Annotated in this window: 20 protein-coding genes; 12 read left to right on the top strand and 8 right to left on the bottom strand. The window is 71.2% G+C overall.

Going from position 1 to position 19,234, the window contains the following annotated elements; all coding sequences use genetic code 11:
- Window positions 1–98 precede the first annotated feature (98 nt).
- The 5 genes from ACIA8Q_RS12610 (at window position 99) to ACIA8Q_RS12590 (ending at window position 6,265) form a co-directional block, all read left to right on the top strand.
- Entirely contained in the window at window positions 99–518 is a 420-nt protein-coding gene (locus tag ACIA8Q_RS12610; RefSeq protein ID WP_360220151.1) for a hypothetical protein, read from the top strand.
- 169 nt (window positions 519–687) lie between these two features.
- Window positions 688–1,353, top strand: coding sequence for a hypothetical protein (locus ACIA8Q_RS12605; RefSeq protein ID WP_360220154.1), 666 nt, complete (start codon window positions 688–690; stop codon window positions 1,351–1,353).
- Between the two features lie 112 nt (window positions 1,354–1,465).
- Window positions 1,466–1,627, top strand: coding sequence for a hypothetical protein (locus ACIA8Q_RS12600; RefSeq protein ID WP_360220157.1), 162 nt, complete (start codon window positions 1,466–1,468; stop codon window positions 1,625–1,627).
- Between the two features lie 23 nt (window positions 1,628–1,650).
- The gene (locus ACIA8Q_RS12595; RefSeq protein ID WP_360220159.1) at window positions 1,651–3,048 is read left to right on the top strand and encodes a glycosyltransferase; all 1,398 of its coding nucleotides are present in this window, start codon (window positions 1,651–1,653) and stop codon (window positions 3,046–3,048) included.
- A gap of 883 nt (window positions 3,049–3,931) precedes the next feature.
- Entirely contained in the window at window positions 3,932–6,265 is a 2,334-nt protein-coding gene (locus ACIA8Q_RS12590) for an LPXTG cell wall anchor domain-containing protein (protein WP_396317147.1), read from the top strand.
- A 69-nt stretch (window positions 6,266–6,334) separates the two neighbouring features.
- On the opposite strand, the gene ACIA8Q_RS12585 is transcribed toward ACIA8Q_RS12590, so the two are convergent.
- The gene (locus ACIA8Q_RS12585) at window positions 6,335–6,559 is read right to left on the bottom strand and encodes a hypothetical protein (RefSeq protein WP_396317146.1); all 225 of its coding nucleotides are present in this window, start codon (window positions 6,557–6,559) and stop codon (window positions 6,335–6,337) included.
- A gap of 238 nt (window positions 6,560–6,797) precedes the next feature.
- Between ACIA8Q_RS12585 and ACIA8Q_RS12580 the strand changes: the two genes are divergently transcribed.
- The gene (locus tag ACIA8Q_RS12580) at window positions 6,798–7,232 is read left to right on the top strand and encodes a hypothetical protein (RefSeq protein WP_360220168.1); all 435 of its coding nucleotides are present in this window, start codon (window positions 6,798–6,800) and stop codon (window positions 7,230–7,232) included.
- 166 nt (window positions 7,233–7,398) lie between these two features.
- On the opposite strand, the gene ACIA8Q_RS12575 is transcribed toward ACIA8Q_RS12580, so the two are convergent.
- Both ACIA8Q_RS12575 and ACIA8Q_RS12570 read right to left on the bottom strand, forming a co-directional pair.
- Window positions 7,399–8,520, bottom strand: coding sequence for a fatty acid desaturase family protein (locus tag ACIA8Q_RS12575; protein WP_387902366.1), 1,122 nt, complete (start codon window positions 8,518–8,520; stop codon window positions 7,399–7,401).
- Between the two features lie 7 nt (window positions 8,521–8,527).
- Window positions 8,528–9,595 (bottom strand): ferredoxin reductase, encoded by a 1,068-nt coding sequence (locus tag ACIA8Q_RS12570; RefSeq protein WP_396317145.1) that lies wholly within the window; start codon window positions 9,593–9,595, stop codon window positions 8,528–8,530.
- An 88-nt stretch (window positions 9,596–9,683) separates the two neighbouring features.
- Between ACIA8Q_RS12570 and ACIA8Q_RS12565 the strand changes: the two genes are divergently transcribed.
- A complete protein-coding gene (locus tag ACIA8Q_RS12565) occupies window positions 9,684–10,850 on the top strand; it encodes a helix-turn-helix domain-containing protein (protein WP_396317144.1) in 1,167 nt (388 codons plus the stop codon).
- Window positions 10,851–11,055: 205 nt separating this feature from the next.
- Here ACIA8Q_RS12565 and ACIA8Q_RS12560 read toward each other — a convergent pair whose 3' ends face one another.
- Window positions 11,056–11,229 (bottom strand): CsbD family protein, encoded by a 174-nt coding sequence (locus ACIA8Q_RS12560; RefSeq protein WP_396317143.1) that lies wholly within the window; start codon window positions 11,227–11,229, stop codon window positions 11,056–11,058.
- 132 nt (window positions 11,230–11,361) lie between these two features.
- Here ACIA8Q_RS12560 and ACIA8Q_RS12555 point away from each other — a divergent pair, with 132 nt between their 5' ends.
- On the top strand, window positions 11,362–11,532 hold the full coding sequence (locus ACIA8Q_RS12555; protein ID WP_396317175.1) for a hydrophobic protein: 171 nt from the start codon (window positions 11,362–11,364) through the stop codon (window positions 11,530–11,532).
- Window positions 11,533–11,627: 95 nt separating this feature from the next.
- Here ACIA8Q_RS12555 and ACIA8Q_RS12550 read toward each other — a convergent pair whose 3' ends face one another.
- The 3 genes from ACIA8Q_RS12550 to ACIA8Q_RS12540 all read right to left on the bottom strand — a co-directional run bounded on the left by ACIA8Q_RS12550 (window position 11,628) and on the right by ACIA8Q_RS12540 (window position 14,730).
- The gene (locus ACIA8Q_RS12550; protein ID WP_396317142.1) at window positions 11,628–12,617 is read right to left on the bottom strand and encodes a BtrH N-terminal domain-containing protein; all 990 of its coding nucleotides are present in this window, start codon (window positions 12,615–12,617) and stop codon (window positions 11,628–11,630) included.
- Window positions 12,614–13,417, bottom strand: a complete 804-nt coding sequence (locus ACIA8Q_RS12545) for a MerR family transcriptional regulator (RefSeq protein ID WP_396317141.1) — start codon at window positions 13,415–13,417, stop codon at window positions 12,614–12,616. Before ACIA8Q_RS12545 ends, ACIA8Q_RS12550 begins: the two co-directional genes overlap by 4 nt.
- A gap of 89 nt (window positions 13,418–13,506) precedes the next feature.
- Complete coding sequence (locus ACIA8Q_RS12540) at window positions 13,507–14,730, bottom strand: helix-turn-helix transcriptional regulator (protein WP_396317140.1); 1,224 nt, start codon at window positions 14,728–14,730, stop codon at window positions 13,507–13,509.
- A gap of 184 nt (window positions 14,731–14,914) precedes the next feature.
- On the opposite strand from ACIA8Q_RS12540, the gene ACIA8Q_RS12535 reads away from it, so the two are divergent.
- From ACIA8Q_RS12535 to tgmC, 4 genes are all read left to right on the top strand, one after another.
- Entirely contained in the window at window positions 14,915–15,172 is a 258-nt protein-coding gene (locus tag ACIA8Q_RS12535) for a hypothetical protein (protein WP_396317139.1), read from the top strand.
- A gap of 428 nt (window positions 15,173–15,600) precedes the next feature.
- Window positions 15,601–15,864 (top strand): putative ATP-grasp-modified RiPP, encoded by a 264-nt coding sequence (gene tgmA / locus ACIA8Q_RS12530; protein WP_396317138.1) that lies wholly within the window; start codon window positions 15,601–15,603, stop codon window positions 15,862–15,864.
- Between the two features lie 11 nt (window positions 15,865–15,875).
- Window positions 15,876–16,829, top strand: coding sequence for an ATP-grasp ribosomal peptide maturase (gene tgmB, locus ACIA8Q_RS12525; RefSeq protein WP_396317137.1), 954 nt, complete (start codon window positions 15,876–15,878; stop codon window positions 16,827–16,829).
- The gene (gene tgmC, locus ACIA8Q_RS12520) at window positions 16,826–17,941 is read left to right on the top strand and encodes an ATP-grasp peptide maturase system methyltransferase (protein WP_396317136.1); all 1,116 of its coding nucleotides are present in this window, start codon (window positions 16,826–16,828) and stop codon (window positions 17,939–17,941) included. Before tgmB ends, tgmC begins: the two co-directional genes overlap by 4 nt.
- A gap of 259 nt (window positions 17,942–18,200) precedes the next feature.
- On the opposite strand, the gene ACIA8Q_RS12515 is transcribed toward tgmC, so the two are convergent.
- Window positions 18,201–19,139, bottom strand: coding sequence for a MerR family transcriptional regulator (locus ACIA8Q_RS12515; protein ID WP_396317135.1), 939 nt, complete (start codon window positions 19,137–19,139; stop codon window positions 18,201–18,203).
- Window positions 19,140–19,234 lie beyond the last annotated feature (95 nt).

The following is a 19,234-nucleotide window of genomic DNA, read 5'->3' as shown; positions in this document are numbered from 1 at the left end:
CCGATCACCAGGACACCTCAGAGGCCCGACCCGTCGAGTCGGCGCCCCACGCTGCTACGTAGCCTGCGGTTCCGTTCGAACGAGAGGGGGGTTTCCGAGTGGACGTCGAGCAGCTCCACAGCGCGATCGAGCTCCCGGAAGGGTCCTGGTGGGACTGGGACGTCGTCGCCTGGGATCGTGACCGGTTCCGGCTCGCAGCCGGATACGACCTGACCTATCACCACTCGCTGGAGCTGGTGTTCACCGCCCCGGTGTTCGTCAGCTGCCCGGCGAACTTTCACGATCCCCGATTTCGCGCCCCCACGTCCGAGGAGCTGGCGAGGATCACGGGCCGGCTCGGTGAGACGCCGTCCGTGCTCGTCGCCTTCGAAGCGGACGCGGGCGGGTCGGAGCCCGTCTCGTGCCTGATCGCCGCGGACCGCCTGGACGTCGTGCAGGAGACCGTCTTGCGGTACTGGCGCGAGGACGTGACACCTGGTCAGCGGTTCGCACCATGGGTGCGGCCTCCGGGCAACTAGCGGCGTCGACTCGGCTCAACTGCGCGGTGGTGAGCGTCTTCTCCGGTCGGACGAGGACTGCGGCCGAGAGTTCGGCGAACAGGTCTGCGGGCAGTCGTGCGTCCACGGTCCGCAGCGCGGCCAGGGCGGTCCTGGCCGGGCCGGACGCGCCGTCGACGGCCAGCCGGACGTGGTCGCGGGCTCGGGCGAGGATCTCCTCGGTGTCGGGTGCCAGCGCCGCGTACAGCTGGAGGAATCCGCGCAGGTTGCCGGGCCGGTCGCCGCGCAGCAGCCGGCCGAGGCAACGGTCGATCAGTTCGGCGCGGTCGAGCAGGCCCTCTTCCGCAAGGGCGGTGAGCGCCTTGGGCCACTCGTTGTCCGGGCCGGAGCGGGCGGCGTACGGGTCGGCGAACTCGGTTCCGACGTCGGGGACGTCGAAGAGCCGGCGGACGAACTCGGTGAGCCGGGGCTGGGCGCGCAGCCAGGAGAACAGGGTGTCGTGGTGTGGCGCCGGCTCGCGCAGGCCTCGGTCGGCGAACCATTCGCCGATCTCGCGGTGGCGGTGGCGCATCAGGCTGCCCTCACGCATCCAGCCGGTCACGTAGCCGTCGGTGGCCGGTGGTTCGGTGCCGGACCAGACGGCGAGGCCGGGGGAATGCGGATGCCTGCTGTCGGCAGCCTGCTCCGCGCGGGTGCACCTTGTAGCCCTTCGGAGCACGCGGCGTGCACGACCGCAGCATTCTTCCTATCGTCGGCAGCACTGAGTGGCACCGCGCAGGGTCGGAACGCGGACGGCTGGGACGAACAGCAGCACGTCGGAGCCGGCAACGGCCTGCCCGATCCTGCCAGACCGTGACACAACGCGCTCGCCGCCCTGCACCGCAACACGACCGTCCGCCAGCACGGATCCGCGATCCGGCGTCGGACGGGTCGACGTGCCGAACACCCCGCTTCGAGGAGGATCCACCATGCCGTACGCGTCGTTCGCAGCCCCCGGTACCGCTCTCGCCGCGACGGGAGTGGCGGCCGGGCAGATCTGGCCCGTCGTCATCGCCACCGCCCTGGTCCTGTCCTCCATCGCCGCCGTACGCCTTTCCTTCCGACGCGGCCGCGGTCCGCTCCACAAGTGACGCCCCCGGCCCCCGTCGGACACGTGCCGCTACCCAGTGCCGAACACGCTCCGCCCCGCGCACTGTTGCTGCTCGCCGTGCTGCCAGTGGCCGCCTTCACGGCCTGGGCCGCGGCCCACACCGCCGCCCTCATCGCCCACATCCACCATCACCACGGAGCCGGAGCACTGGCCGCCCCCTGGCTGATCTCCTTCCTGCTGCTGTGGTGGGTCCCCCTGTCCTGGTGGGAGCGGCCCCGCACCGCCACCCCCGAACAGCAGCACGGCCTCGACCGGCTGCGGGTCACGGTGCAGATCCCCGTCTACAACGAGGACACGGCCGCCCTGCGGGCCTGCTTGCACTCGGTCCTCGCCCAGTCCCGCCCCGTCCAGCGCATCCGTGTCGTCGACGACGGCTCCGTCCGGCCCGACGGCACCCCCATGACCTACGACGAGGCCCGGGCCGAATTCGCCCGACTCGCCGCCGCCGCCGGCATCGAGGCCACCTGGGACCGCACCTCCAACCGCGGCAAACGCCACGCCCAGATGCACGTCCTCGCCAACGACGACGCCGACGTCTTCATCACCCTGGACAGCGACTCCGTCCTCGACTGCCACGCCGTCCGTGAAGGACTCAAGCCCTTCGCCGACTCCCGGACCCAGTCCGTCGCCGGACAGGTCGTCGTCCTCAACCACGACGCGAACGCCCTCACCCGCCTCATCGGCTTGCTCTACCTCCCCTTCACCCGGGGTCTGCGCAGTGCACAGTCCGTCCTCAAACGCGTCACCATCAACTCCGGCACCCTCGCCTTCTACCGGGCCGACATCGTCCGCGACGCCGCCGGCACCTACGAGAACGAGCAGTTCCGCGGCCGTCCCATGCAGATGAACGACGACTCGATGCTCACCTTCTACGCCATGCTCGCCGGAGACACCGTCCACCAGCCCTCCGCGCTCGTCTTCACGCTCGCCCCCGAACGCCTCCCCCACTACCTCAACCAACAGCTGCGCTGGATGCGCGGCACCACCGTCCGCCACCTGTGGTGGCTGCGCTACCTCCCCGCCACCGGCATCGTCTTCTGGACCACCGTCGCCGAGTACCTCCACCTCGCGCTCGGCCTCGTCATCCCCGTCGCGCTCCTCACCATGGCCGACTACCGCGCCCACCTCGGCGACATCGCCCTCTACGGCCTGGCCATCGCCACCGCCATGAGCTACCTCATGGCCCTGCGCCTGTTCACCGTCTCCCGCTCCGACATGACCCGCCGCCAACTCCTCACCTGCTTCGCCTGCGCTCCCCTCGCCGCACTCTGGCGCACCCTCGTCCTGCGCCCCATGTACCTCTACGCCATGGCCACCTGCCACCGCGTCAACCGCTGGGGCACCCGTCAAGACGTCGAAGTCGCCCTGCCCCACCCGCAGGTCTCACCGGCAACGCGGTGATCAGCACCGAAGGAGCCCCGCCGCACCACTGAGCAGTGGCGCGTTCCTCCACCGCTCGCTCCGGCAGGGTCACCTCGCGGGCCGACGGACACACGCCGCCGGTGGCCGGGCAACCCCGGGGCTGCCGAATCGACGGCAAGGCGCAGCCCCGGGCACATCCGGCGCGGGCCCGGAGGCCACCCCTGCGGCGATGTCAGCCGTGTGCCACCGCCCGCATGCGGCCCGGCGCACCTCAGGGCAGTCTCGGCTCCAGGCGCCACGGGCGGGCGCCCCCGGCAGACCCGCCCGCCCGGTCGACCGGCAGGACACCACGGAGGACAGCGTGAAGAAGCACCTCGGCATCCCGGCTGCCCGCCCATGACCAGGTACTGAAGCTGCTTCGGGTTTCCCGTCGAGGAGCGCACGGCCTCCGGGGCGATGTCGACCCGGCCGGTGAACCCGAGGCCCCGGGTCACGTAGTCGGTGATGTTCGGCACCGCGAGGAACGCCTTCCCGTCCTCGGCGGTGCACGGGCGGTACGGCCCCCAGGTCTCTGCCACGGTGGCACTCCCTCCTCGGGCCCGGCGCCGGGCCTGCTCGGACGATCGCTGCCCGGGACCATCCCGGGCAGCCACCCCTCTCACTGCCGAAACCGCTGGTCGGAGGGGCTTTCGGGCAGGTCTCCAGAAGTCGTCAAAAAAGTTTCGATCTCACCTGCAACCCTCGCGGGCCCCGCACGTCTATGTGAGTGAGCGGCGGGGAAGCCCGCCGCGGCGGACCGCAGGCAGACCGGGAGCACCGACTCCCGGGCCTCGGATCCTGCCACCGCACTCATCGCAATCCATCGAGCAGCGACACACGTCTGCCGATGAAAACACCCCGGGGGGTATTCAGAATGTCCATTGTGCGTGCACGTCGTTCCCGCTCCGCGGTCCTCACCGCCGCCACCCTCGGCGCGCTGCTCGCCACCGGCGCCGTGGTGGTCTCCCCGGCCGCCTACGCCGCCGACGCCCCGGCCCCGGCCCCGGCCCCGGCCGCCACCGCCGCCGCCCCGGCCCCGACCGCCACCGCGACCCCGACCCCGACCGCGGCGACCCCGGTCCCGGCCACCACCCCGGCCCCGGCCACGGCCGCCCCGACCGCGAAGCCGACGGCCGCCACCCCGGCCCCGGCTGCCACCCCGACCACCCCGACCACCCCCGCCGCCCCGGCCGCCCCGGCCGCGAAGCCGACGGCCAAGGCCGCCGCCAAGGCCACCGCCGACGACAAGCCGTCGCTGACCGTCACCCCGCCGGCGTCGGTCGGCCGCGGCGGCCAGCCGGTCGAGTTCACCGAGACCGTCACCAACCCGGGCAGCACCGCGGCCACCTACAAGCTGAAGATCACCACCAGCGGCGCGGGCCCCGTCTCGGCGAGCGCCATCAAGGTCGACTACCGCGACGCGGACGGCACCTGGAAGCCCGTCACCGACACGGTCCCCGGCCTGACCGTCGCCGCCGGCGCCACCACGACGGTCCGGCTGCGCCTGACCACCGAGCTCGCGACCTACTGGTCCAACACCGACTCCACCATCACGCTCCGCTCCGCAGTGCTCGACGAGGCCGGTGCCGTCCTGGCCGAGAGCACCAAGGAGGTCGCGGCCAGGGCCATCACCCTGCAGGTCCAGAACGCGCCGACCACCGCCGTCGCCGGCGGCGACCCGGTCGAGTTCGACGTCGCCATCGCCAACCGCAGCGCCTCCGCCTACACCAACGTCGACAAGGTCATCGAGGCCGACCAGCACACCACCCTCCAGGTCCGGAAGGCCGACGGCAGCTGGCAGAACATCACCGGCGTCCCCGGCAGCAACCCGACCGTCGCCGACCGGGTCACCTACCACCTCTCCGACGACCGGACCATGGCACCGGGCGAGACCTTCACCAAGCACGTCCGGCTCGCCTTCACCGCCGACGCCCCGACCGGCACCGGCTACATCCACCCGTGGGCGAAGCTCGACATCGGCAGCGGCTACTCCCCCGTCACCGTCGGCCCCCAGTACCTCCTGATCAACGTCGTCAGCGCAGCGCCCACCCTGTCGCTCCAGGCACCCGCCTCGATCGGCAACGCCGGCGGGCCGGTCGAGTTCACCCAGACGGTCACCAACCCGGGCAACACCCAGGCGACCTACAACCTGGAGTTCGACGCCAGCAACCAGTACGCCCGCGGTGAGGGCCGCATCGCCATGGACCTCCTCGACGACGAGGGCGCCTGGAAGCCGGTGCTGACGACCTTCCGGCAGCAGAACGACGGGTTCCACTTCAAGGGCGGGTACGCCGGCGTGACCGTCCCCGCCGGCGCGACGAAGACGTTCCGGCTGCGCCTGTCCGCCCCGGTCAACAACGACTGGGCCGGCGCGAGCGGCACCATCAAGCTCTCCTCCTCCGTCCTCGAGCAGACGGGGCAGTACGTCATCGCCGAGAGCACCAAGGAGGTCGCCCTGAAGGCCCTCGACGTGTCGGTCAAGAACGCCCCCACCGCCGCCGTCGCCGGCGGCGACCCGGTCGAGTTCGACGTGACCGTGTCCAACGCCAGCGCCTCCCGCTACGACAACGTCCGCCCCGCCGTGCTGGCGGACCGGAACAGCGCGCTCCAGGTCCAGCAGGAGGACGGCAGCTGGCAGAACGTCTTCGGTGTGCCCAGCCGCCAGAACGGCGGCCCGGTCACCTACTACCTCACCGAGGACCGGAACCTGGCGGCCGGCGCCTCCGTCACCAGGCACGTCCGCCTCGCCTTCACCTCCCTCGCCCCCGTCGGCACCACCCACGTCAACCCGGAGGTCATCTTCGAGGGCGGGCAGGGCGCGCCCGCGAGCGTCGGCCCGCAGGGCTTCCCGGTCGACCTCACCCTGGGCTTCCCCACGGACGACTCCGGCAGCACGGGCGCCCCTGGTGCCACCGGCGCCGTCGGCAACAGCGGCAACAGCGGCAACAGCGGCAACAGCACCGTCGCCGCGGCCGGTCTGACCAGCGCCTCCGACACGAAGTCCGACACGGGTTCCGCCGGCGGCACGGTCGGCGGGTCCGGTTCCACCGGGACCACCGGCTCCGCCGGGACCGCGGCCTCCTCCGACACGATCCAGACGGCCGCCAGCGAGCTCGCCCACACCGGCTCGGACGGCACGCTGAAGGTCTCGCTGGGCGCGGCCTCGCTGCTCGCCGGCGGCATCGCGCTCATCGCCCGCCGCCGACGCAGCGCCTGACCGTCAGGGTACGGGTGCACCCACCCAGGGTCCGGCCCCTCACCGCCCGTCGCGGCGACGGGGCCGGCCCTACCTGCGGTACCGCTCCAGCTCGTCGACGGTCAGACCGTGGGTGCTGTGCATGGCGATCGAGCTGTAGGAGGAGCGGGCGGCCCGCAGACGGGCCGTGCGCTCCTGTTCGACCAACAGCCCTTCGACGGTCTCGGTCCGGCCGTCGGGCCGCCGGTGCAGGTAGACCGCGAGGCCGGTCACGATGACGGCGAGGCTCGCGAACAAGGCGATCAGCGTGGCCATGGCCACCCCCTCGGGGAGCTGTTCAGCTGCCTGGACGTCCGGCTGTCGAAGCCGCCGAACAATCGGTACGTACCCGCACGGTCGGGTGGTCGAACCTCAGGGACGCCGCTCCGTGGCCCTTCGGACACGGTGCGCAGCGTGCCGGCCCGGCTCCCGGCGCACGGGCTGCCCGGGGCCGTCTGCGTGAGGAAAGGCCCTGGTCACGAGCCTTCCGGTCGCCCCTGAGAGGATCTGCGCCATGACAAGCACCATCCGCCGCTCCGCGGGCACCAGAACCCTCTCCGACGCCCTGCTCTCGCTGTTCGGCATCCGGCGGCTGAGCACGGAGAAGGACCTGGCCGACCTCCGGGCGGGCACCACCCTGCAGGTGTTCTGTTCGAGCCCGACGCTGGGCACGGTCAGGATGCTGTCGGTCGGCAAGGGCCGCACCGTCCCGCACACGGCCTCCGGCCACCTCTACCTGGCGGCCGACCGGGTGACCTGGCGCAACCGGCGCACCGGCGAGGACGTCGCCCTGACGGGTCCGTTCCGCCTGTCGCCGTCGGGCCAGAAGTCCCCGCTCCCGAAGATGGCGCGCCTGGACCTGGCGGCGGGCGACGCGCAGCACGTGATCGTGATTCCCAAGGCCGACACCGACCTGGTCACGCAGGTGCTGGAGGCGGCCGGCCGGTAGCCCGGCGCCGGCACCGCCGGGGTCCCCCTCGGCACGAGTGCCGAACGACCCCGCGGCCGGTCTCGGCAGCGGGGTCGTTCGGTATGGGACGTGCCGACCGTTCCGGCTCGGCCCAGCGGCCGGGAGGCCGGGAGGCCGGGCGGCCCAACAGCCGGGAGGCCGGGAATCAGACCGCGACGAGCTCCCGCTCGCGCTGCGGCGTCCCGGCCGCGGGCCGCTTCCTGTTCGGCAGGGAGAGCCGGAAGACCTTGTGCCACGCGGAGAACACCTGCTTGGGCAGCGGCCCGGTGACGTACTCCAGCTCGTACTTCTCGAACAGTGCGCGCACCTTCACCGCGACCTCGGCGTACCGGTTGCTCGGCAGGTCCGGGAACAGGTGGTGCTCGATCTGGTGCGACAGGTTGCCGGTCATGAAGTGCATGGCCCTGCTGCCGCTGATGTTCGCCGAGCCCATCATCTGGCGCAGGTACCACTGGCCGCGCGTCTCGCCCTCGATCGACCGGCGCTCGAAGACCTTCACGCCCTCCGGGAAGTGCCCGCACATGATCACCGAGTGGGACCAGATGTTGCGGACCAGGTTCGCGGTGAACGTGGCGGCGAGCGTGGTGGGGAACGACGGGCCCGACAGCAGCGGGTGGATCACGTAGTCCTTGAGCACCTGCTTGCGGATCTTGCGGCCCACGGCCCTGGCCCGCGCGCGGAACTCCGGGTTCCTGCGGCGGCGCTTGCTCAGGTTCTTGCCGAGCTCCAGGTCGTACGCCGCGATGCCGTACTCGAAGAAGCAGGCGTTGAGGAAGTTCCACAGCGGCTGGCCGAGGTGGAAGGGGTGCCACTTCTGGTCCTCGTCGACGCGCATGATGCCGTAGCCGAGGTCGTTGTCCTTGCCGATCACGTTGGTGTACGTGTGGTGCAGCTCGTTGTGCGAGTGCTTCCACTGGTCGGACGGCGAGACGTGGTCCCACTCCCAGGTGGTGGAGTGGATCTTCGGGTCCCGCATCCAGTCCCACTGGCCGTGCAGGACGTTGTGGCCGATCTCCATGTTGTCCATGATCTTCGCCACGGACAGGCCGGCGGTGCCGATCAGCCAGGCGGGCGGGAAGATCGAGAACAGCAGGACGCCCCTGCTGGCCATTTCGAGCTTGCGCTGCGCCGAGATGACCTTGCGGATGTAGGCGGCGTCCTTCTCTCCGCGGTCGGCGATCACCTCGTCGCGGATCGCGTCCAGCTCGCGGCCGAGCTCCTCGATCTGCTCCGCGCTCAGGTGGGCGGTGGGGTCGATGGCGGTCAAGGTGCTCCTACCGTTCGATGTCGCAGGCACCCGCTGCCGCGGACACGCAGGTCTGGATGAGGACGCCCGGCTCGGCCTCGGTGATCTCGCCGGTGCGCAGGTCGCGGACGGCGCCCGCCTTGAGCGGCGTGACGCAGCCGAAGCAGACGCCCATGCGGCACCCGGAGGGCATGAGCACGCCGGCCTCCTCGCCGACGTCCAGCAGCGGCGTGGCACCGTCGGCCTCGACGGTCCTGCCGGTGGCACTGAACGTGACCTCACCGCCGCCACTGCCGTCGCCCACGACGACGGCGACGGCGGGGCGGAAGCGTTCGGTGTGCAGGCGCTCCCGGACGCCGTGCTCGCTCCAGCGCTCCTCCGCGGCGTCGAGCAGGCCCGCGGGCCCGCAGGCCCAGGTCTCGCGCTCGGCCCAGTCGGGCACGAGCTCGTCGAGCCGGGCGATGTCGAGCCGGCCGTCGGTGCCGGTGTGCACCTCGGTGAGGCGCAGCTTCCCGTCCGCGACCAGGCCGTGCAGTTCGTCGCGGAAGATCACGTCGTGCGGCTGCGGCGCGCAGTGGACCATGACGGCGTCGTCGAACTCGGCGTCGCGCAGCATGCCCATCACGGGCGTGATGCCGCTGCCCGCCGTCAGGTAGAGCACCTTGGCGGGCTTGGTCGGCGGCAGCACGAAGTCGCCGGCCGGCTGGTCGAGCTGGATCAGGGTGCCGGGTGCCGCCCTGCGGACCAGGTGGTTGCTGACCTTGCCGCCCGGGATCGCCTTCACGGTGATGGTGACGCGGCCGTCCCGTCGGTTCGTCGGCGAGGTGATCGAGTAGGAACGCCACAGGCGCCTCCCGTCGACGTCGACCCCGATGCGCACGTACTGGCCGGCCGTGTGGCCGCGCCAGCCCCGTCCCGGCCTGATCACGACGGTCGCGGAGTCACCCGTCTCGGGGTGCACGGCTTCGATGCGCCCCCGCAGGTCGGCGCCGGCCCGCAGCGGGCTGACCAGGTCGAGGTAGTCCGACGGCAGCAGCGGCGTCGTGACCATCTCCAGCAGTTTCCACGCCCTGCTGCGGAGGGCTGTACTCGTCATGGTTCCCAGCTTGCTGCGCCTCAGGGCGTAAAGTCCTGACCGTAGGACGTAAATCTGTTCGGCCGAATTGTTCGCAGGGAACAAGAACGTGAGCGATGCCATCCGGAGGGCCAGTGGACTGGCCCTGGACGAGACGACGGTCACCGCGCTGCGGGCCACGCTGAGGACCACCGCCGACGAGGTCGTCCAGGCGATCATCGACGAGGTCCCTTCGTACGCCAACGCCCTGTCGGGCCGCATGGGCGCCACCATCCGCCGGGCCGTCCGCACCGCCCTCGGGAACTACCTGGACCTCGCGAGCGGGAACGCCACGGGCGGCGACGCCGGTGGCGCGGCCTACGAACTGGGCCGCGGCGAGGTGCGCGACGGCCGTTCGATGGACGCCCTGCTCAGCGCCTACCGGGTCGGCGCCCGGGTGGCCTGGCGGTGCCTGGCAGCGGGTGCCGTACCAGCCGGCCTGCCCGCCGCCGAGGTCGCCAAGTTCGCCGAGCTGACCTTCGCCTACATCGACGAGCTCTCCGCCGCGAGCGCGGCGGGCCACGCCGACGAACTGGCCGCCCGGGGCCGGGCCCAGGAGCGCCATCTGGAACACCTGGCCCGCGACCTGCTCGCCGGCGCGGGCCCGGACGTGCTGCTGGCCTCCGTCCAACGGGCCGGGTGGCAGCCTCCGGTCTCGCTGACCGCGGTCCTGCTGCCCGCCGCCCAGACCCGGCCCGCCTACCGCGTGCTCGACCCGGGCACCCTCGTCCTCGACGACCTGCCGGACGCCACCGGTGTGCTGCTCGTCCCCGACGCCGACCGGCCGCACCTCCTGCGGCAGCTGACCGACCGCACCGCCGTGGTCGGCCCGGCCCGGCCGTGGGCCCGGGCGTCCGCCTCGTACGCACGGGCCGTACGCGCGCGCTCCCTCTCCCCCGACATCCGCGACACCGAGGACCACCTGCCCGAGCTGGTGCTGAGCGCCGACGCGGACGCGTTCGCGGACCTGCGCGCCCGGGCCCTCGCACCACTGCGGACCCTGCCCGCCGCGACCGCGGGGCGGCTGGAGGAGACCCTGCGGGCGTGGCTGCTGCACCAGGGCCGGCGGGACGAGGTGGCGGCGGCGCTGTTCGTCCACCCCCAGACCGTCCGGTACCGGATGTCGCAGCTGCGGGGGCTGTTCCCGGATCTCGCCTCGCCGCACCGGGTCCTCGAACTGACGCTGGCGGTGGGCCTCGGGGCCCCGGAGGCCGCCGGGGCCGGGCCGGCGGGGTGATGCGGGCGGCCGGTCGGCCGCTCCCCCGCCCGTCGGCGGCCGGACGGCGGACACCGCGCCACCTGCCCTGGGCGAGACCCTGCTCTCCGGGTGAGGTCGCGGTTGTCGCGGCGGAGACGCCGCCGGGGTCTTCGGGCCGGAACGTGGTGCGGTGCGGGACCGTCCGGTGACGGGCCCGCACCACGGGGTACGACAGGCGTCGGGGTCAGTGCTTGAGGGCGTCCTTGACGTGCTCGCCAGCCTGCTTGATGTCGCCCTTGACCTGGTCGGCCTTGCCCTCGGCCTCCAGCCGCTCGTTGCCCGTGAGCTTGCCCGCGCCTTCCTTGGCCACGCCCTTGATCTTCTCCCCGACGTTCCCGATCTTGTCACCCGTGCTCATGACGCCCTCCTCGGTACGGCTGCTTCGTGGTCGTTGCAACGACCCGGGTGCCCCGGCATGTGCGAAACATGCCGGTGAATATGTCGCCGCCGGCGGGGCAGTTGCGTGGCCACACTCACTCTGGAGGTCACCGTGGTCCCCCTTCTGCTGGTCCTGCTCCTGGCCCTGATCCTCTTCGGCGCGGGCTTCGCCCTGAAGGTCCTCTGGTGGGCAGCCGTCGTCGTCCTGGTGATCTGGCTCGTCGGCTTCGTCGCCCGCGGCACGCACCCCTCCGGCAGCCGCCACCGCTGGTACCGCTGGTGAGCCACGCCCCTGCGGCTCCGGCCACGGCGAACGCGGCCCGCGCCGCTCGGACGCACCGAGCCGGCGTGGGCCGCTGACGCGGCACGCCTGGGACCTCATGCCTCCAGGCGGATCAGCGCCCGCATGGCCTCGCGCTCCACGCGCGCGAGGTCGTCGAGGACCGAGCCGGCCTCGGCCAGGCACCGGGCGTCGCCCGACTCGCCGGCCTCCTCGATCAGTGCCGCCGTCCGCGTCCACAGGACGGCCGCCTCGGCGTACAGCGCGTGGCCGGTGCGCAGGTGGACGCTGTCGAGCAGGCCGGTGCACTCGGCGAGGAAGTCGCGGTAGAGGTTGCGGAACAGGGCGCCGCCGGTGCCGGCCCGCTCCATCAGCAGAGCGGCCCGCGGCAGGTCCCGCCGGGGGTCGTCGGTGCGCTGGAGCCAGGTGCGGACCAGCTTGCCGGCCTTCTCGATGCCGCGGTGACCGAGGTTGGCGATGGGCGGGTCGAGGAAGGCGCCGGCGCAGGCGGTGATGGCGGGGACGATCCGTGCGTGCGGGGCGGGCAGGTCCCGCACGACGGTGAGGGTGAAGGAGCGGTGCCGGGCGGTCATCGGGCCGCGCTCGGCCCGGGCCCGGGCGAGGCTGCTCAGGCCGCAGGAGACGGCCCCGCCCTGCTGGTCGGTGTCCACCAGGTGGGCGTCGTGGTCGTCGTAGCCGTACATGGCGACGACGTGGCCGCCGAAGTGGACCTTCGTGTCGAAGTAGTCCAGGTGGTAGCTGTCGAGCTGGAGTCCGACGGGGCGCCCGGAGTCGATGGCGGACGCCACGTTCCGCCACGCCCTGCGCGGCGAGGTCGTCTCCTGCACCAGGAGGTCCAGCCCGAGTCCGGCGGCCAGGTTCCTGGTGAGGTCGAACGGCCTGACCCGTCCCCCGAGGAACGGGAAGTCCGCGTTCCTGGCGTCCCAGTAGACGAACGACAGGCCGGAGCCGAGGCCGAACAGCATCGGCTCGGACAGGTCGAGTCCCTGGTGCCGCAGCAGCACCCCCAGGGCCGACGACTCGCAGTGCTGCGTACCGCGGGCGTCGATGCCCGCGACCGTGGTCATGCGCCCTCCTGGACGGGGACGACCAGCCGGGTCGTCAGTTCTTCCTCCGGTGCCTCCGCCGGGCCGACGAGATACGCCTCGCGCACGGGCGCCTGCGGGCGCAGCCCGCGCTCGTGGACGGCGGCGAGGAGCGCGTTGTAGGCCAGCCGCAGGTGCGCGTAGGGCCCGGTGTGCGTGGTCTCGGCGACGAGTCCGCCGGGCAGCACCACGATGTCCAGGCCGGGCACGGCTTCCCCGCGCGGAACCTGCGCTCCGACCGCGATCTCCACCCGCTCGTCCAGGTCCAGCGGGTACAGCCCCCACAGCGGCGGCTCCCACGCGGCCGCCGCCCCGCCGAGCGCGGGCAGCAGCCGGCCCACGCACTCCCCGACCCCGGCCCCGATCCCGGCAGGGGCGCAGGTCGCCCGCAGCACCGCCAGCCGCCGCTCCGGCTCCCTGCCCACGGTCACCTCGTAGCCGGGCAGACCGCCCTGCGCCAGCCGCTCCAGGGTCTTCAGCCGGGCCTGGTCCCTGCCGATCCGCTCGGCCAGCCGGTCCCGCTCGGCGCGCAGGATCCGCGCCCTGTGCTCCGGCCCGGCGGCCAGGGCCCGGGCGATCACGGCCAGGGGAAGGTCCATCTCGCGCAGCAGGGCGATGGTCAGGGCGTCACGGGCCTGTTCGGGCGCGTAGTAGCGGTAGCCGGAGCCCGCGTCCACGTGGACGGGAGCCAGCAGCCCCCTGTCGTCGTAGTGCCGTAGCTGCTTCACGCTGAGGCGGCACAGGCGCGCGAAGCGCCCGATGGTGAGGAGTTCGTCTCGCACGCCGCCATCGTGGACCCTCCCACGGTGGGAGGGTCCAGCGCCGGGGCTGTAGCCGTTCTTGGAAGCCTTGCCATTTTGCGTTCGCACCGTCAACAGCCCGACGGTGATATCTGTAGGCGCATTCCTTCATATACTTCCCGCAGGTCCCGCGCATCGGAAATCTTTCGCACTTCCACCGCTTTGACGACTTCGAGGGCGCGCCAATGGTTAGATGGTGCAACCCGACCGGACAGCATGGCACGCTGCGCCGAATCACATGCTTCATCCAATCGGTTAGCGGCCACCAGGGAGAGCGCCAGATCAATATTTGCGGACGCCACCCGGCGAGGCCACTTGCTAACGTCCTCCGAGGGTGCGAGCCGCGAAATAACTTCGCGCGCGTATGCTTCGGCCGCTGGATCGCCGAGCCATGCAAGCGTGGTCGCCGAATAGGCGAGCGACTTCGCCGGATCATATTGGAAATGATGTTCTGGTCGATTTGGAATTCCCATCGCCGCAGAAAGCGCCTGCACTCGATCTATTGCGAAATAGGTCTCGGCAGAATACCCCAAGCGCGCAAATGCTCGACCCTGCTGCGCAAGGGACTGGATTTCAACAGAGCTTCCGGCGGGAGCCAGCTGCTGAGCAGTCGCACTAAGTTCTGCCGCCTTGGAGTAGTCGCCGCCCGTGAGAACCCGCCAAGCATCAGTTTCAAAGCACCACGCCTGAATTTCTGAATTCTCGGCATGCTGCGCTAGGGTCATCGCCGTCCGCAACCTTGCTGTTGCTGCGCCTTGCTGATCGAGGTCGATGTGCAGAGTTGCACCAAGGAGAGAGAACCAGCCACCTATCACGAGTAGCTGTCGATGTTCGGCGAGGGTCTTCTTCGCATCCATGAGCTTAGCCACATAAAGCGCATATTTCCGCACCTGCCCCAAGAGTTCCTGCGGGGCTACGGTCGGATATTTGATTGCGAGATCATGAAAAGTCAGCTCAAGGCGGTCAAGGGTTTCTCGCCCCACGTCGCTGACAGAGACCCTGCGCGCAAGCTCCAGCGCTTCGATCTCGTCGTCGTATTCGAGCGCAACAACAGGGAAACTTTCGCGCCGCGCGGGCTTTGGGGCAGCTGCGGCGTACAGGAGAGAGTCAAGCTCAATTAGTGTAACTCGCAAGACCTTGGCCAGGGTTGGGCGCTGCCAATCCTGGGGGTCTACCCGTCCGATTTCCCATCGCGCCACGGTGGAGCGATCCACACCCAGGTCTCGAGCAAAGGACTCCTGAGTGAATCCAAGGGCTTTTCGCCTTTCTACAAGGGCCCTGCGCCGCTCTGCCATGCCACCTCCTGGTCTCTGACCACCCGTTCTAGCAGGCCAGAGCACTCGGTGCAGAGACTCTGAGACACGGATGCCACACGGATGCGTCACCGCTGCTCTGTCCAAGTGCGAACGACAGCCCTGTACTGGTGAATCACACAGTCCGGCGCTGATCGGAGGGATAGCAGTGCAACGCTCAAGTACCGTGACCAGCGCCCTCGCGGTCGTGGTCGCCCTCGGACCCGCCGCTCTGGTGGCCGCCCTCGCCAAACTCGACCCGCAGTCCACGCGTCGGTTGGTCTGGTGGTTCTTTGCCCTGGCGGTCGCCATGCTCGGCATCGTCTACGGGGCGGACTGGGAACTCTGGTGGCGCCGAAGGCGTGCCCGAGTACGTGTCCGGGCGGCCAGAAGCCGCGGCACCGCACTGTGCCGCGAAGCGCAACGGGAACGGGTCGGCTCGTGAACGCGAAGACCGGCATAGCCCCGGCCGTGCCGGACGGACTCCACCGGGATTCGGGCTGGTGCTACCCCTGCGGCGAAACGCAGGACGTGACGCCGATACCGGCCATAGGGCGCCGCACGGTTGTGACCGTCCGCCAGGTCCACCACGGGAAGTACTCCGTCCGGTTCCGCCGGACGATCCGGCTCCACGCGTGGCACGGATTGCTGTCCCGGACGCGCAGCCGCTCGGCGGTCTCCTGATCTCCCGGAGTGGTCCCTCCGGATCACCCGCAGCCACAACTCCACGAACTCCCGTCCTGGCGGGCGGAAAGGGAATCAGCCACCGGGGCGGGGCACAACCCACCGTGCCTGTTCGCGCCCCGGGAACAGGCCGTAGCAGGCACGGTGGGTCTTTCGCACCCCGAGCAAAGCCGATATGTAGGAGGACAGTTGAGCACCGCTACCGAACGCGCCCCCGTTGCCCCGTGGGGCATGGGGCGTATGGCGCCGCTGCGCAATGGCGAGCCGTCGCAGTGGCAGTACGCGGGGCTGGACCCCGCGACGCAGACCGGTCTGTGGTTCGGCGAGGCCGGCACCATGAGCCCCGCCGAGCTGGGCAAACACGGCACGTCGGTGGGCACCTACCCGCCCACCCAGGTCGGCAAGGACGGCAAGGTTGACGGCGACTCCGGCCACGACGCGACGCAGGACTAGGAGGTAACGCCATGGACGGACGCCCGGTGCTGGTCTCCACCGAAGCCGAGGACCCGACCGCCGATCTGGTCATAGCGGAGTTGAACCGGCGCCGGGTGCCCGTCCTCCGGTTCGATCCCGGACGGGACTTCCCGACCCGCGTCACGCTGGCCGCTTCGATCACGGCTAACGGATGGTCGGGGAGTCTCACGGTAGACAAGCGTGCTGCCGATCTCTCCGGCGTCCGCGCGCTCTACCATCGACGGCCGAACCCGTACACGCCGGACACCGACCACCAGGCCGACCGATTCGCCGCCCAGGAGAACCGCCGGGGGCTGAACGGGGTGCTCGGCGCACTTCCGGGCTGTCTCTACCTGAGCCACCCGCAGGCCATCGCCCGCGCCGAGTACAAGCCCACCCAACTCTCCCTCGCCGCCCGGCTCGGGCTGCCGGTCCCGGCGACACTGATCACCAACAACCCGACCGAAGCAAAGCTCTTCGCCGCTGCGCAACCCACGATCTACAAGCCCCTGCACGCCGGGGCCTACAACGTGGACGGCGAACCCGCCGGTATCTGGGCGGCGTCGGTCGAGCCGGGGGAGATCACCGACGCCGTGAGGAAGTGCGCCCATCTCTTTCAGGCGCAGGTGCCGAAGTCCGGCGACGTGCGCGCCGTGGTGGTCGGGGGCCAGGTGTTCTGTGCGCTGATCACCGCCCCTGCCGGGGTGCTCGACTGGCGCAGCGAGTACCAGAACCTGACGTACGAACCCGTGGACTGCCCCGCGCCGGTCCGGGCCGCTCTGCTGCGGTTCCTCGGCGAGTTCGGCCTGAGTTTCGGGGCGTTCGACTTCGCCGTGACCCCCGAAGGTGAATGGTGGTTCCTGGAGTGCAACCCGAACGGTCAGTGGGCGTGGCTGGAGCACGCGGCGGGCCTGCCGATCACGTCCGCCATCGCGGATTTTCTGGAGAACGGAGTAACCGGGTGAACGAGTCCGAAGGACTGCGGGCGGTGCTGGCCGCACAGCTCAAGGAAGCGGGGGTGATCCGTGCCGCCGAGTGGGAAGCGGCGGTGCTGGCCGTCCCGCGTGAGGCGTTCCTGCGGGACGGCTGGTTCGAGTACGACGGCGACGGGTGGTACCGGCCCGTGTCTCTGGAGAAGTCCCCCGAGCTGATCGGCCGCGTGTACGAGGACGACACGTTGGTGACGCAGCTCGCCGGCTGTGTGGTGCCCCGACAGGTCGAGGGTCGGTTGGCGCAGGTGCCCACGTCGTCTTCCACGTTGCCCGGCCTGGTGGTAAGGATGCTCGAAGACCTGCGGGTGCAACCCGGCATGTCCGTGTTGGAGGTCGGTACCGGCACGGGCTACTCAACTGCCCTGCTGACGCACGTACTTGGCGACGACCAGGTCACGTCAATCGAGGTGGACGCGGACGTGTCGGCTCGGGCGTCCGTGGCGCTCGGCGGACTCGGCTACTGGCCCGAGCTGGTAACCGGTGACGGGCTCGCCGGGTACGCCAAGGGGGCGCCGTACGACCGGATCATCGCCACCTGTGGGGTCCGGACCGTTCCGGTCGAGTGGATCGCGCAGACCCGTCCGGGCGGCGAAGTCCTGGTGACCGTGGGTGGCTGGATGAGCGCCTCAGAGCTAGTGCGGCTCACGGTGGCCGAGGACGGCACGGCAACCGGTCCGGTGCTCGGCGGCGGTGTGTCGTTCATGCTCGCCCGCCCGCACATGCCCCCGCCGCTCGGCATGCTGCCCGCGTTCGACCAGGGCGAGGCCCGTCCGGCGGAGGTCGGCGCCGACGTGCTCGACCAGTGGGCGGCCCGGTTCGTGGCGCAGTTCTCGGCGCCCACCGCGCAGTACTTCGCCATGCCCCGGAACGGACGCACCGAACACGTGTTGGTGGACGTGGACGGCGGGTCTTGGGCCGTGGTGTTCGAGGACGGGGGCCGCTGGCTGGTCCGCCAGGGCGGGCCGGTCCGACTCTGGGACGCGGTGGCCGAGCTGATCACCCGGTGGCGCGTCGCGGGTGAGCCCACGGGCGAGCGACTGCGAATGGTCGTCAGTGCCGAGGGCCAGCGGATCGAGTGGGACTGAGCCCGCGACAGTCGCAGCCGGGGGCGCATGCGCCGCTCCGCGCCCCTACGAAACGGCTGTCGGTGATCACCGTGGCAGCAGTACTCTCGCCGCCACGGCGAACCCCCTGCGAATCGAACTGTCCGATGGCATCGAAGAGTCGGCGAACCTCGTGCCGGGCGGGTACCGGGTTCGAGGACGGCGTCCTCGTCGGGCGCGCCCGGGCCCTCGCGGCGTCATCGGAGCCGCGAGGGCCCGGGGGCAGCTGCCCGGCGCTGGACTACTGCCCGGTGCGGGCGCGCAGGGCTTGCGTGAACCAGGTGAACACCGGTGCCAGGCTGGGCGGGACGGGCCATCCGTTGATGACGGCCAGCAGGTGCCAGTAGCGCTCCGTGCGGGGATCGCCGGCGATCTCCAGTCGGGTCAGCAGCCAGTGGCGCAGCTCCGCGTCGTCGGCGCGGCCGAAGGTCTGCGCGTAGCGGGCGGTCAGCGCGTCGACGACGGGTACGGCCTCGGCCGCGGTCGGGGCGATGCCGGCGTCGAGCGCGCGGCCGACGCCGTCGCGGACGGCCTCGGTGAGGTCGTGGTGCAGCCCGGTGGCATCGCCGCGGGCGCGTTCGGCCGCCTGGTACTCGGCCATGCGGCGCACGGCGGCACGGAAGTCGGGGTCCCGGGTGAGCTCGGCGAGTTCCACCCAGGCCTCGACCTGTTCGGGTTCGGGATCGTCCGGCAGTTCGGGCATGGCCGCGCGCAGCATGTCGACGAGGTCGGCGTTGGCGTCGAGCCCGCCGAAGGCGTCGTCGATGAAGTCGGTGACCAGGCGTCGGCGTTCGTGGTCGGAGAGCTTGGCGAGCTTGTGCATGAGGTCCGTTTCCTCGGGAGTGGAGCCCCGCTTGGCCACCGCGCGCAGGACGGCGCGGCGCAGTCGGAGGGTGCGGATCTGCACCTCCAGGGCGTCGGCGTGGATGGCGGCGACCTCGGGCACCGAGACCTCCCGGTCCACGACCTGGCGGATGAGGGCGAGGTCGAGTCCCAGGTCGCGCAGGGTGCGCACCAGGTCCAGGCGGGCGAGCGCGTCGATGTCGTAGAGCCGGTAGCCGGCCGGGCTGCGGTCCGTCGGCGGCACGACTCCGGTGTCGGAGTAGAACCGGATGGTCTTGACCGTCAGCCCGGTCCGCCGGGCCAGGTCACCGATCGTGAAGAGCGTGTCGCCGTCCATGCCCGTAACTCTCCCGTCTCCCCCTGCGGGAGACTCAAGCCCGGGCGGTGACGGTCGCGGTACGGCTTCGCGACCCGGGTCCTGCGGGTGCTGGT

This window comes from Kitasatospora sp. NPDC051705, assembly GCF_044453265.1.
Taxonomy (GTDB): Bacteria; Actinomycetota; Actinomycetes; order Streptomycetales; family Streptomycetaceae; genus Kitasatospora.
Note: the sequence above shows the minus strand (reverse complement) of the source record. Positions and strands in the feature narration are given on the sequence as shown.